This window comes from Alteromonas infernus, from assembly GCF_902705815.1.
The window spans coordinates 84,755-97,456 of record NZ_CACSIG010000042.1; the positions used below are offsets into that span (position 1 = coordinate 84,755).

Consider the following 12,702-nt stretch of genomic DNA (forward strand, 5'->3'; position numbering starts at 1 on the left):
CGGAACTAGCGGCACGTTAAAAGATTGAAGAATGAGTAAGGTAAAAAAGTCTCGCACCAAAATATCAGATGCCAATCATTTAGGGGTTCACAAAACTACTGTATCTCGGGCACTAAATAATTCTAGCGGCATTTCTAAATCGTTAGCCCTCAAAATTAAAAAGGCAGCGCGAGAGCTAAATTATATCCCTAACCGGGCCGCCCAATCGCTATGTGCAGACAACAATAGAACCATTGCATTATTACTCCCATCCTTCGGAAACAATGTGTTTAACGATGTAATGTTAGGTGTGAAGGCCGTTGCCGATAAGGCAAATTATGCACTGATGATTGGCGACTCGACCTATACCGAGCTTGGCGAGGAGCGTACTGTCGAATCTTACATTCAACAGAACGTGAGTGGCTTCATTCTTACTTCGACGCGCCATACTGAAGAAACGAGAAAAATGCTGCTAGCCACAGGGACGCCTGTCGCCGAAATTATGGATATTTCTAGTGAGCCCTTTGATATTAACTATGGGGTAAATAACGAATTAGCAGCCCAATCTATGACCCAACATCTCATCGACAAAGGGCGCCGTAATATTGCCTTTTGCTCTTTGTTTTTAGATTGGCGCGCAATATTGAGAAAACAAGGCTGGGAAACCGCGCTGGACAATGCAGGGCTATCAGCAGAGCGATATGTCTCCTCTAGAGCCGACGCTTCATTTCAAGCTGGTGCTGAGCTTCTCTCAGAAACACTGCATAAGTGGCCCGATACAGACGCGCTATTTTTTGTAAGTGACGAACTTGCGGCCGGCGCAGTGATGGAATGTAATAGGCGAGGTATCAAGCCTGGCAAAGATATCGATATCTGCGGTTTTAACGACCTGAGTTTTGCGCGTTCAATTTACCCAGCTCTAACAACGGTTTCAGTCCCGCGCCGAAAGATGGCTGAAATGGCAACCGAGTCATTGATAGCGCTAATAGAAGGCGAAGACGTTGAACCAGCGAGCCAAGTTTTACCTTTTGAGCTTAAAATACGAGAAACTGCTTAGCAGACATCTGAAAGCTTTTTGTCCTTGAACCATGTGCCCGACAACTTTGTGAAAACCCCTTTTAAATAAATTGCAGGGTAGTAAGAGATACTCCCCTGCTCATTTATTCATTATTAAACGCGACGTTGCTTTTTAAGCATCGGTGTAAAGCGTAGTTATCCACTTCTCTTCGCTAATGAAATTCCAACCCCAGTCAGCCCATTTTTCATCTAAGCCCATCGCTTTAACTTCATCAAGGGTTTTGCCGTCTTGCTTAAGTGCCTTAACGTAGTTGAACGTTTCAGAGATCATAGCTAAAAATGCGCTGTATTCTTGCTTGTTACTTATGTCGCCATGGCCAGGAATGATAACCGTCTCGTCATCTATTTTAGCAAGCAGCTGTTTTACTGAGTCCATATAGCCTTCAACATTGCCACCTGCGCCTTGGTCAATGTAGGGAAAACGACCATTAAAGAACAAATCCCCTGTGTGCATTACGTTTGGTTGCTCAAACCACACTACGCTATCGCCGTCGGTGTGGCCTACTGCTAAGTGCATCACGTGAAGGGTTTCACCATTGAAGTAAATTTTAATGCCATCTTCATAAGTAATGGTGGGGAGCGCTTCTGGTTTTACTTTTTCATCATCGGCTAAACGCACGCGAACGTTTTCATGGGCTAGAATAGTCGCCCCTTTATGGCTATGGAAAAACGCATTAGAACCCGTGTGATCGCCGTGGTAATGGGTATTGATCACGTACTTTGGTTTATCGCTGCCAAGCTGCCCTAGTTGCGCCGCTATCTTCTCAGCCAGTGGCGCAAATTGGTCATCGATGATTAGCACCCCATCTTCCCCGGCCGACACGCCAATATTGCCCCCTGCACCCGTAAGCATGTGCACAGAGCCTTTAATCGCTGTTGCTTTAACTTCGACATCGGCAAATCTATCTTGCGCAATGGCAGTGTTAAACGGTGAAAGTGCAAATGGGCTCGCGGCAATAAGCGCAGCCAAAATATGGGTTTTAAAACGAGGTACAGTTTTCATTATTATTTCCTTGTTAGAAGCCTGTTTAAATAAGACCTCTTACACTATGACCCAATTTCACAATTAGATCATTTTTTCATCATCAGGGATCTCGCCTACGTATTCAAAACGAGGAAACGTTTGCCCGCCTTTTTCCACCGTTTCGAAAAACATTTCCAGTGGACGCACCCACAGCGCTTTTTCGCCGTAGCACGGACGATAAACCACAAGCTTACTTTCATCTTCTGAATGGGTAGCAATTTCATATACATCATATAAGTTCCCTTTGTAGTGCTTATAGCGACCGGGGGTTTTAAGTTGTTTAGCGTTCATAACGTCCTTCTCGAAAAATTGAGTCAAAAATTAAAGGTCAGTTAGCCTTCGCTTTACATTAAAGGTTAACAATAGCGCGCTGCTAAGTACTTTCAAAAGGCAAAACCAGCTGTTGTGTTGATTGGTCGGCGGCGAGGCCTATGTGAACGCCCACAAGTCGAATACCCCGCCCTGTTGCTCGTTCAAAGGCTTCCTGCATGAGTGTACGAAAATACGCTTCATCAAGGGTTGCACAGCGATGCTCGACCGTGGTTAGCTGAAAGTCATTGAACTTAAGCTTCACGCCCTGCGTGCGAATGCGTACCGGTTTACCCGTTCGCTTTTTGTGATTATCCATTCGCTCTTGAAGCTTTTCAAACAAGTGGGGCAAGAAGTCGATACATTCATCAAGTGTATGTATATCATCACTTAGCGTACGCTCTACCCCTATAGACTTGCGCTCTCGAGATACTGACAACTCACGCTCATCGATGCCATGAGCCCGCTCCCACAGCACACTACCAAATTTACCCAGCTCTTTTTGAATACGCTCAAAAGGATACTGACGAACGTCATTGCAGGTATTAAGGCCCATGCGCTGCAGCTTTTGCATAGTAACTTTGCCAACGCCCGGAATTTTCTTTAGCGGCATGTCGCGTACAAACGCATCGAGTTTGTCGGGAGTTATCACGCAGATGCCGTCGGGTTTGTTTTCGTCACTGGCCACTTTTGCCACAAACTTGCAGGGGGCCACGCCGGCGGAAGCAGTAAGACCTAATTCGCTTTGAATACGCGCGCGTATCTCTTCGGCAATTAACGTAGCGCTGCCACCACAAAACTCACTATTGGTGACATCTAAGTAGGCTTCATCTAATGATAAGGGCTCGATAAGGTCAGTATAGTCTGCAAAGATTTTACGTATTTTTTGTGATTCAGCAGCGTATACGTCCATGCGCCCTTTCACTAAAGTAAGATTAGGGCATAGTTTTACAGCATACGCGGTGGCCATCGCTGAGCGCACACCAAATTTACGGGCGGGATAGTTGCAGGTAGAAATGACCCCTCGACGGTCGGCACTGCCGCCAATCGCAATGGGAATATCGCGCAAAGCTGGGTTGTCGCGCATTTCAACTGCGGCGTCCATGAACTCACGGGTAAAAAAAGTAAGTAAAAATCTAAATATCACAAAAAGCCACTTTTTACAGCAGCTTACATATCAATTCCAACTTACATAAAACACTTACAAAAAATCACCCAATTAGGAAGCCTATATCGAACGTTTTTATCGTTCTTATCGAAATGAAGGGTTGGAGCCCCATTTATTATGATCACTGAATCAGTGAGAAAACTCAGTTAGGCTTAGATTACAAGTTAGAACTAAGAACGGCCTCACGAGTCATTTGATAATCTTCCTCCTAATGAGCTCAAGAGGTAACCAACAGCATTATTCTCTAGTTATAAACTGTCCGATTGACGGTAAGTCCACGAAGCGTCCTATAACTACTGTCCATTTAAATTGATAACCCTCCTAGCTATATCTTTTGCTGTAAATTCACAAAAGCTTATTCAAAGAAACTATGATGGTTTACTCTGTGATTTCTTGACTATTGATGCCTAAATGCCATTTGTAAATAGGAAAAGCGAAAAGAATAATGACTAAATTGGAGTAGTGCACCATTAACCAATCCTAGTTTATCTATCTACAGCATCAGTTGAAATTAGAGCATCAATTTTAAGCCCACTAGGGACTTGGAGAGGGATGACGTCCTCACTACTATGAGATTTATCTTCTAAAAACTTCAAAAATTCGATTATCTCTAAAATTTCATTTGGTTGAATCATCTCTGTATATTTAAATGCATTCCCTATACATAATTTATAGTGAAGACTTTCTCGCTCACATCCATTAAAGTGCTTATAAATTGCTTGCTCAAGACTATCAATCGATCCATCATGCATATATGGCGCTGTCAGAGTTACATTTCTTAATGATGGCGTTCTGAATTTAAGAAAATCTTTTGCGTTACCCGTTACTTCAAATCTACCTTTATCAATACTTTTATCTTTTTTTTGGCTTACTATACCAATTGAATGAAAATCGAAGTCTGAAAAAAGTGAATTTGAGTGACAATTATTACATTTATATTTCTCAAAAAATAACCGCGCGCCTTTAGCCTCTATATCTGATATGACCACATTCCCCCTCAAAAACTCATCCCAAGGTGTTTTACGAGTTGCGAAGGCTATTTCTTGATATCTAGCTAAAGCATTTGCTAAATCACTTGCAGTAAAATTGCTTTTGTTCCGATAAGCAGACTTGAATAGTTTTCTATATTCTAGTTGTACTGAAGACAAGTCTTGATTATCTGAATGCCCAATTAAACGATGCTGAATGAAACTTAAATAAGCTAGATTCCAAATGGACTCATTTACATTTTCGAAGTTTTCGTACAATCTTTTGCAGTAATCTTGCTCTTTGCCAGTTAAATAACATGTATTACTTTTCAACTCAGAGATACTAATTATTGGTATCAATGATTGAGCCGCTAGCGCATTTTCTAGGCCTGAAGGAATGTGCTTGCCTAGTGGAGTTAAAAATTTAATTGGCCCATGAAGGTCAACCTCCACACGCCCATCCCAAAAAAGGTTTTTAACTTCATTGTTATCAAGATTAAATAGCGCTTGTGTATTTCGATCCAGTGGTTCAGTGCCCTCATCAGCTAACCGCAATGCCCCTAGGTTATGACCTCCGGCGCCTATAGCTTTTCGTAGTGAATCAGTAGTGTGGTTATTTACCAAATGACATGTCGAACAAGCAGTGTCTCTATTTGTACTCAATAGCTTTTCAAAAAATAATGCTTTCCCCAAATTATACTGCGCATCTAACAATTTAGGCTCATTCCGTATTGGTACTATTTCATTTTTATCTATGAACTCTAGCAACCATTGATGATCATCTAATTTTGAACTAGCCCTACTCGTATAAAAGATAGCAATTACTAAAACTGCTAAAAGAGTTTTATTCATCTACAGAGTTTTCAAAAATTCTTGTAAGTTTTGAAATTCTTCTTCGTCGAAAATTTCAATGTAAGACAGTAACGGAGACCTACTTGCCAATATACGACCATAGTTATATAACTCATTCTTCGACATGTCTCGCTCTTTAAAAAATGGAATTGGGTTCAAATGAAATAGTACTACCTCATCTAAAGATTGAAATATCCCATTATGACCGTATGGCTTTGTTTTCGATACATCCAACAATGAGGGCGTCTTAAATTTGAATCGGTCTTCGTACTTTAAAGATATTTCAGAGCGTCCAAGGTCTTGCCCATCAACACTAACACCAAACTGACCCTGAGGAGTTGCAATAGAGTGGAACTTAAAATCACTTAAAAGGTCGCCGCTATGACAAGAAGCACATCGACCTTTGCCGTAGAATAGGAAGGCACCTTGTTTCTGAGCAGTACTTAAAGCATTGGTATCTCCCTTGATGTACTTGCTCCAATTATTTTGAATACAGTTTTCTTTATTTATAAGAAAGGAGCTTATTGCATTGCCTATGTCTGATAATTGAATTTTTTGAATTTCAATGCCACTTTCTACAAATTTGGTTCTTAGCTCTTCCCAATCCTTACCTTGTGAATTTGATATTTTCCTATTTAGAAACTTCGATGCGTGATTATAGCGTTCTTCATAATATGAATCATCAATTGAGACCATCTCGTTACGTGTACTTTCGCTCAACAATCCCAAGAACTCGTCTCTAGCCAAAATAGGCAAAACAGCAGCCAAAGCTAGAGCCGAATCAAAACCCTTTGATACATCATCACCGATTATTGATACAAGTCCGCCTTGTTCTTGTTCAACTTTCCCATCCCAAAAATAGGCTTTATAGTCTTTGTGGCCTCTTCCAACAAAGGTAAATGAATTTCTTGGAACAATTATTCCTTTACCATGTTCTAAACGAGCTTCACCTTCACCACTCCCGCCAACACCTATAGATAACGGCAACCCGTCAATCCTATTCAGTTCTTTTATATGGCATGTGGAGCAGGATGTGTCATTGCCACCACTTAATAATTTACTTTCGAAAAGAGCTTCACCTAATACAGCCAGTTCTTTGTTGTTGTTTTGAACAACATTACAATCGAAGCCTTTTAACCCATATATCTCAATAACTTTCTTTAGCTTAAAGTCAATATCAGAAGCATTGGCTCCTAACGAAACTAGTACCAATAAACAAGTTAACAGCTTCATTATCGCTCCCTGAATTTATGGTGTTTTGCTAGTTCTTCCGCTGGTTTCTGATGAATTTCTAAAGCCACTAATCCTAAAGCTGATAATCTATATTCTGAAATTCCATTTGATAACATTAGCTTACGAAGCTTGTCATAGTCATGGCAGTCAAGAAGTTGTAATTCGCTAGACTTTTTTAATGAATCATTTTGTTGTTGCTCTATATACCAATTACTATCCATTGCATGAGCACATTTTAAAGTTAATTTCATATACTCAGACTTGTTCGTGTAGTAAGTATATTCAGGAATTAAATACTCTTTTGATAGATAACCAAGTACAAAAATTATTACGCAGAGCTTAAATATTATATTTAACGCTTTCATTGCACTAAAATTCCCAGAGAATTGAGAACCTCAACATCGAGTTTTTCTTTGGCAGTTTGCCCAACGGATAGTCTATATTTATTGACTGCTTTTCTCGTTTCAAAACCCATCACTCCATCTAACTTCCCGTGATAAAAATCTAATGCTTGAAGAGTTAACTGCACTCTTAGAATGATATTCTTTCTTTTTTCTGCATCCGACATTACCATATTAAAGTTAGATTCCTCAGCAGACGGGATAGTTGATTTAGGTCTTGATGGTTGCCCTAAAGGATCTGATGGAGGGCTAACAGGCGCAGTTCGAGGGGCTGGAGTAGGTGTAGGTCTTGGCTTGTATGTACCACCAGATGAAGAGCGGTGAGAAGAATGACTCGCATGAGATGAATGGCTTCTGTGCCCAGCCAAATAAAGTGGCATTTCGCCACTATTTAGAGGGGCGGTTTCAACATCGTCAATAAACTGAAATTTTGTCTTGTCATCGTCTGACGAAACAATATCGCTACTAGCATTTGCAGTAATAGCAGCAAAACCACTGAATAAGCTAACTAAGTTTTTTATTTTTCTCACAGTATTCTCCCTTTAGGCACTACTTCCATATTTTTTATTGAAGCAAAAAAACCTCCACAATCTGACTTAATAGTACAATACTCACATTCAGCCGGAAACGAATTTTTCCAGTCACTAATTGATTTCTTAGCAAATTTATGGAGCTCTTCGGAGATATGACACAACGGGTAATTAAACAAAGAAATATCAACGCCGAACCTATCCCCAAGCAAACAAGCTGCATGCAACTCGTCACAATACAATTCTGGCTTTAAGTACAAATTTCGCCAGTTTTTTTTAGCCCAACCCGTTTGCTCCAAATTCATGATCGAAACACGAGTTATTGAATTGAAACATGTCAAAGCCATCTCTACTATTGAAGACAGTTCATTGAAATTAGCCTGTGTGGGTATAACCCTTAGTTCTATTGGTATGCCTTTGTTTCCTGCGTTTATCAGTCCCTTTATCGTATCATTCCATGCTCCCTTACTGTTTACCAAATAGTCGTGCGTACGACTAGACGTAGAGTACAAGGGTATTCCAATTTCTATTTTTCGTTTTAACGCTGCTTCTTTGAAGTTTTTTGTGAAGTCAGTATCTTTAAATGCTCTACCGTTCGACAAAATATGTAATGGTGTTTTGTCATTAAATTCATTAAGAATTTTAAAAAAATTGAGTATAGCTTTTTTATCAAGTAAAGGCTCACCACCAGAAATACCAATGACATCGGAAGACCCAAATGAGACTATTGACTGTGCAGCATACGCAAAAAGTACAGTATCATCGACATCTCGTGGGGGCTGTGAGCAAAACAAACAAAGATTATCGCAACGCTCAGTAACTAACAGGGTATTTGCATTCGCACTCCCGCAAAGGACTACTCTCACTTGCCCTCGTCCGTTCAGAAGTGCTACGTCTCCATGATTAGTCCATTTATCCAAGAAAGGATTCCAGATGGTTTTTATTGTTAAATCAGGAGTGTTCGATTCACATATCAATAATTTAGGCAACGGGGTTGCTTCTTTGATGGCATCTCGATATTTCAATATTTGAAAGGGGCCAAATACACTATCGAGCTCCTCCACATAGAATGAATCGGGTCTCGCTACTTCAGCCATTTAACCATCCATCTAATACATTTTTATATTTCTGATCTCGAATGAGTTCAATTATAAAATCAAAAATACTTTTGTGAAGTTCACAAAACCTGGAATAGCTTTTCACTCCAATAGGCTCTCCAAAATCTTGTAAGTGATAAATAGGATCGGAACCACAGCTTCCTTGGTAGACACAATCTGAGCAACCCGGGACATCAAAGTTGAACGAATGGGCAAGAAGTTGAGTTGAGTAATCTAGGTTTAATTCATTATTATTAATATTTCCGATAATTAATTCGTCTGCTCCATATTTTCGATAGACCATTCTTGCTTCATCTGAGCCGAACACATTTCCGGTGTAATCAATTAAAACACTGTTTTTTAGGTAACCTGCGGGAGCCATGAGGTCCACATACGCGGCGGACGGTGAATTAAATAGCCGCTTATAATGAATCAGCAAAAAATGTTCTATTAAAGGCGTACCCGAGAGGTTCTCATTTAGAACCCGCCTGATAAGCTTTTTATAAAAAACCATAAAATCAGTGATCGAAATATCTTTTGCTTGTTTTTCTTCTGCAAAACCATATGAACTAACAGGTCTCACAAACATTCCCATAAGCCCTAGAGCCAAGTGTGTGTCAACTAATTCGTCATAGCCCTCCAGACCATCTCTTGTCACTGTTGTAACAGTTCCGATCTTGTCTCTGCCGAGCTCATGGTGTATCCAATTTATATTCTTCTGAACTAACTCAAAGGAATTTTTCGTTATTAGTTTTCTATGTTTGTTATGCGCTTTTTTGCCTGCGTCTATACTCGTTGAGAAGCCAACATTTTTTCCCCTACACCAATTGATTATCGACTCATCAACTAGCGATAGACTTGTTGCGATAACAATATTAAAGTTTCCTTTTCCCACTTCAATTTCAAACTGTTCATAAAATGTTTGAATAAAGTCAAATGCGAGTAACGGTTCTCCCCCCTGAAACTCAATTTTATAAGGAGGCTTTTCTATTTTCTTTATATAGTTAATAAGTGATGGGATTTGAGAAGGTTGCAAATCAAAGCCACTTAGATCTGCATTAACTCTACTCACTTGGCAATAAGAGCAATGATGATCACAACGCAAAGTCGGTACGATCATAATCAGTCGAGGAGAGGTTAGATCTTTATTAATTCTTTTGCTGAAAGCTGAAGCGGTTAAATGTACTTTACTCTCAAAATCTTCTTCAGAAGTGATAAATAGCTTTTGCTCCAATTCATTGAGTAAATTCTCGTCTGAGCATTGACCGAGTTCAAACACATCTCTCAACGATTGTATGTTATCAAGAACATGGTAAATGTTAGCCAAATTTGAGATAACTATGCTTCGATCTTCTAATTCCCTGAACTTAATTGGTAGACTTTTGTAATTAGTCATTCCTAACTCAAATCCTTTAGTACTTTCCTGATTATTGCTAACTTTAAATCATCAGTCCGCGAGTCAATTTTTTCTCTCAACGAATAATCATTCAGCAACTTGTTCAATTCATACTTATAACTTAAAAAGTCATCTTGGCTACAACTAAGTGTAATCAGCCATTCATTCTCATTTTCTTCCATTGTCCACTGATAATCTGGCTTTAACCAGTAGAGTGCTTTTCTTACTACTATCTCAGAATACAATTGTTTACTTAAAGGCAATATCATTAGTTTGGCTCTACCCATGAATCCAAGCGGTCATTCCAAAAAGTAATTGTCGATGATGATAACGAAGATGAATAATACCAATATGTAAGTGAACCTGCTTTAATAGTGTTTGGCTCCCCTAAAATCCCCCTTACTTGAGAAAAGCTCATTCCTCTTTGCAATTTTCTCCACGTGGCTTTTTCAATGGAAACATTCACTGGTTTTGACTTCACAAGGCTTTCTAATTCTTTGACTCTCTTTTCCAAATTAGCTACATGCTGATTAAGACTTATCACTAAACTTTTTAATTCATCTTCCTCACTAGCGTTGCTCGGAAATGCAAAAATAAAAAAAATAAATAACAAATAACGCTTCATCTTACTCCTCAATTAAATAACAAAAAACATAAGCTTTCGTACTACTCCAACCCCAGTCCAAGCTGTAAACTATGCTCATCGGGTTCTTGTAAACCGATATGAATACCAAGCAGCCTCACAGGCTTTCCCTTCCCCCTGAGCATTGCTTCCGATAGCAGTATGTTCAACAAATCTAAGCTAATTTCACTAGCTTTCTGCTCTTTTGTAGTTAGTTGGAAGTCGTTAAATTTAACCTTTACGCCAAGCTTATTCATAAAACGAGTCTCAAGGTATTTTGATGAGCGACGCTTCAACTCAGGTAATAAATTTTCAACGATTATCGCTTCAAGTTCACTTTGTGAACTAATATCGAAATCAAAAGTTCTCTCAACCCCAACAGATTTCCTTATACGGGTTACTTGGACTTCTCTATCATCTATTCCATGACTACGATTCCATAATACGTGACCATATTTCCCAAAATTACTCACTAACAAGCCTTCATCAGATCGCCTTATATCACCGCAGGTTTCGAATCCAAGTGCCTTAAGCTTTTTAAAAGTTACTTTGCCCACACCGGGAATTTTTTCTAATGGTAGTGTCTCTATAAATTCCCATACCTGATTTGGTGCTATTGTACATTGGCCATTTGGCTTGTTTAGGTCGGAAGCTACTTTAGCGACGAACTTAAGCGGCGCTATCCCTGCTGAGGCAGTTAACCCTGTAGCCTTTCGTATCTCATCCCTGATCTCTTGAGCAATCAAGGTAGCAGAACCTTGATGTAGTGAGGAGTCGGATAAATCTAAATAGGCTTCATCGAGTGACAATGGCTCTATTTTAGTTGTGTATTTTTCAAAGATGCCATGAATGATTTGGCTTGTCTCTTTGTAAACTTCCATTCTTCCGGGAACTACAACCAGATCGGGACACTTTTTGAGAGCTAACCCAGTTGGCATTGCCGAACTAACACCATACTGCCTTGCAATATAATTACAAGTAGAAAGAACCCCTCGACGGTCAGATTTGCCTCCAACAGCAACTGGCTTATTAGCTAACGATGGATTGTCTCTGATTTCAATTGAGACATAGTATGCATCCATATCAATGTGAGCGATTTTCCTCATTAGTACTATGTGAAAACTGTCAATATCGACAATGTATTATTCAGAATATCAATTTTAATCATATTTCAAATGTCTTATTTTTCTTCGATACTTAGGCTGTCTTTATCGACCTGTTTTTTAGTTTCATCAAAGTGTTGACTGGTTAGATAACATATTCATGAGGATTTTTTTCCATCTCAATCTTCAAATTACTTACCATTACTACTTGACTCCATATCCAAAGCACCTTTTCGGACACTGTTGCTATTTTACACCATTGAACTGTACGCTTATACAGTTTAATATTATACCGCTTCTAAAGTAATCGAAAGTAGATGTTGAGAGACAATAAAGTCTGCCTTTGAAGAGTGAGCTTCTTAACTATGTGAAGTATGCTTTTCTATTGACGATATATGCTGGTGCATGCTCCGGCACATCACGAGCACCCATTTCGGCTCAAAGCTATCACTGACTTCAGTCTTAACCAGCCGTCTATTTCAGAGCTGTTCGATCAAAAGTGATGTCTTTCCGAAATCATTGTTCAGATGGTCGAAATCTTCTGCTCTTTCTGACCGAATCAACTGGTAAGCTCAACTTCATCGCTTTTTTGAAGTGATGAGCAGCCATGCGGGGAAAGAGAAGAGATATGAGAAGACTAAAGAAGTTACGCATCTCAAATTCAAAGTAGGCTTGAGCTATCGAGACATCGGCCAATTCTTCAGTCTTGGCCCTTCAATGTGAGTGAAATTCTCGCACGCTCTAGAGCAAGTGAGTAATCGTGGCCGCTGTTGGAAACCTCAAACGATAAAACACTCGAAGCAGTTGTATAACTCTGAGTCAGATTAGCACAAGAGGCCTCTGCCTAATTTTTGCTTATGCAGCAGGAGTTGCAGCGCAAAGGCATGACGAAGCTGCGGGAGGGGTATTACGTCGAAGATTATGCGTTGCTCAAACCTACCGG

Annotated in this window: 13 protein-coding genes; 1 reads left to right on the top strand and 12 read right to left on the bottom strand. The window is 39.7% G+C overall.

The features are described 5' to 3' along the window. The first annotated feature begins 31 nt into the window (after positions 1-31). Positions 32-1,036, top strand: coding sequence for a LacI family DNA-binding transcriptional regulator (locus tag ACX5J7_RS10940; protein WP_498707194.1), 1,005 nt, complete (start codon positions 32-34; stop codon positions 1,034-1,036). 132 nt (positions 1,037-1,168) lie between these two features. Here ACX5J7_RS10940 and ACX5J7_RS10945 read toward each other — a convergent pair whose 3' ends face one another. From ACX5J7_RS10945 to dinB (ACX5J7_RS11000), 12 genes are all read right to left on the bottom strand, one after another. Next, positions 1,169-2,059 (bottom strand): MBL fold metallo-hydrolase, encoded by an 891-nt coding sequence (locus ACX5J7_RS10945; RefSeq protein ID WP_024017000.1) that lies wholly within the window; start codon positions 2,057-2,059, stop codon positions 1,169-1,171. Between the two features lie 63 nt (positions 2,060-2,122). Then, positions 2,123-2,371 carry a DUF1653 domain-containing protein gene (locus tag ACX5J7_RS10950; protein WP_015068134.1) on the bottom strand — a complete coding sequence of 83 codons (249 nt, stop codon included), beginning with the start codon at positions 2,369-2,371 and terminating at the stop codon, positions 2,123-2,125. Positions 2,372-2,453: 82 nt separating this feature from the next. After that, positions 2,454-3,494: a DNA polymerase IV gene (dinB, locus tag ACX5J7_RS10955; RefSeq protein ID WP_498707251.1), complete on the bottom strand. Its 1,041-nt coding sequence runs from the start codon at positions 3,492-3,494 to the stop codon at positions 2,454-2,456. Positions 3,495-4,042: 548 nt separating this feature from the next. Continuing rightward, a complete protein-coding gene (locus tag ACX5J7_RS10960; protein ID WP_498707198.1) occupies positions 4,043-5,377 on the bottom strand; it encodes a cytochrome-c peroxidase in 1,335 nt (444 codons plus the stop codon). Further along, positions 5,378-6,610, bottom strand: coding sequence for a His-Xaa-Ser system-associated MauG-like protein (locus tag ACX5J7_RS10965; protein WP_498707200.1), 1,233 nt, complete (start codon positions 6,608-6,610; stop codon positions 5,378-5,380). Next, on the bottom strand, positions 6,610-6,975 hold the full coding sequence (locus ACX5J7_RS10970; protein ID WP_498707201.1) for a TIGR03982 family His-Xaa-Ser system protein: 366 nt from the start codon (positions 6,973-6,975) through the stop codon (positions 6,610-6,612). Before ACX5J7_RS10970 ends, ACX5J7_RS10965 begins: the two co-directional genes overlap by 1 nt. Continuing rightward, positions 6,972-7,541: a His-Xaa-Ser repeat protein HxsA gene (gene hxsA, locus ACX5J7_RS10975; protein WP_498707202.1), complete on the bottom strand. Its 570-nt coding sequence runs from the start codon at positions 7,539-7,541 to the stop codon at positions 6,972-6,974. Before hxsA ends, ACX5J7_RS10970 begins: the two co-directional genes overlap by 4 nt. Next, positions 7,538-8,638 carry a His-Xaa-Ser system radical SAM maturase HxsC gene (hxsC, locus tag ACX5J7_RS10980; RefSeq protein WP_498707205.1) on the bottom strand — a complete coding sequence of 367 codons (1,101 nt, stop codon included), beginning with the start codon at positions 8,636-8,638 and terminating at the stop codon, positions 7,538-7,540. Before hxsC ends, hxsA begins: the two co-directional genes overlap by 4 nt. Further along, positions 8,631-10,034 (bottom strand): His-Xaa-Ser system radical SAM maturase HxsB, encoded by a 1,404-nt coding sequence (hxsB, locus tag ACX5J7_RS10985; protein ID WP_498707206.1) that lies wholly within the window; start codon positions 10,032-10,034, stop codon positions 8,631-8,633. Before hxsB ends, hxsC begins: the two co-directional genes overlap by 8 nt. 2 nt (positions 10,035-10,036) lie before the next feature. Next, complete coding sequence (gene hxsD, locus ACX5J7_RS10990) at positions 10,037-10,321, bottom strand: His-Xaa-Ser system protein HxsD (protein WP_498707207.1); 285 nt, start codon at positions 10,319-10,321, stop codon at positions 10,037-10,039. Next, complete coding sequence (bamE, locus tag ACX5J7_RS10995) at positions 10,303-10,659, bottom strand: outer membrane protein assembly factor BamE domain-containing protein (RefSeq protein ID WP_498707209.1); 357 nt, start codon at positions 10,657-10,659, stop codon at positions 10,303-10,305. The genes hxsD and bamE overlap by 19 nt, the downstream gene beginning before the upstream one ends. 41 nt (positions 10,660-10,700) lie before the next feature. Continuing rightward, on the bottom strand, positions 10,701-11,762 hold the full coding sequence (gene dinB / locus ACX5J7_RS11000; RefSeq protein WP_498707210.1) for a DNA polymerase IV: 1,062 nt from the start codon (positions 11,760-11,762) through the stop codon (positions 10,701-10,703). Between the last annotated feature and the right edge of the window lie 940 nt (positions 11,763-12,702).

Bases quoted from the DNA above. Each gene is read 5' to 3' on its own strand.
- ACX5J7_RS10940 (WP_498707194.1), top strand. From the start codon at position 32: ATGAGTAAGGTAAAAAAGTCTCGCACCAAAATATCAGATGCCAATCAT.
- ACX5J7_RS10945 (WP_024017000.1), bottom strand. From the start codon at position 2,059: ATGAAAACTGTACCTCGTTTTAAAACCCATATTTTGGCTGCGCTTATT.
- hxsD (WP_498707207.1), bottom strand. From the start codon at position 10,321: ATGGGTAGAGCCAAACTAATGATATTGCCTTTAAGTAAACAATTGTAT.
- bamE (WP_498707209.1), bottom strand. From the start codon at position 10,659: ATGAAGCGTTATTTGTTATTTATTTTTTTTATTTTTGCATTTCCGAGC.
- dinB (WP_498707210.1), bottom strand. From the start codon at position 11,762: ATGAGGAAAATCGCTCACATTGATATGGATGCATACTATGTCTCAATT.
- hxsB (WP_498707206.1), bottom strand. From the start codon at position 10,034: ATGACTAATTACAAAAGTCTACCAATTAAGTTCAGGGAATTAGAAGAT.
- hxsC (WP_498707205.1), bottom strand. From the start codon at position 8,638: ATGGCTGAAGTAGCGAGACCCGATTCATTCTATGTGGAGGAGCTCGAT.
- dinB (WP_498707251.1), bottom strand. From the start codon at position 3,494: ATGGACGCCGCAGTTGAAATGCGCGACAACCCAGCTTTGCGCGATATT.
- ACX5J7_RS10965 (WP_498707200.1), bottom strand. From the start codon at position 6,610: ATGAAGCTGTTAACTTGTTTATTGGTACTAGTTTCGTTAGGAGCCAAT.
- ACX5J7_RS10950 (WP_015068134.1), bottom strand. From the start codon at position 2,371: ATGAACGCTAAACAACTTAAAACCCCCGGTCGCTATAAGCACTACAAA.
- ACX5J7_RS10960 (WP_498707198.1), bottom strand. From the start codon at position 5,377: ATGAATAAAACTCTTTTAGCAGTTTTAGTAATTGCTATCTTTTATACG.
- ACX5J7_RS10970 (WP_498707201.1), bottom strand. From the start codon at position 6,975: ATGAAAGCGTTAAATATAATATTTAAGCTCTGCGTAATAATTTTTGTA.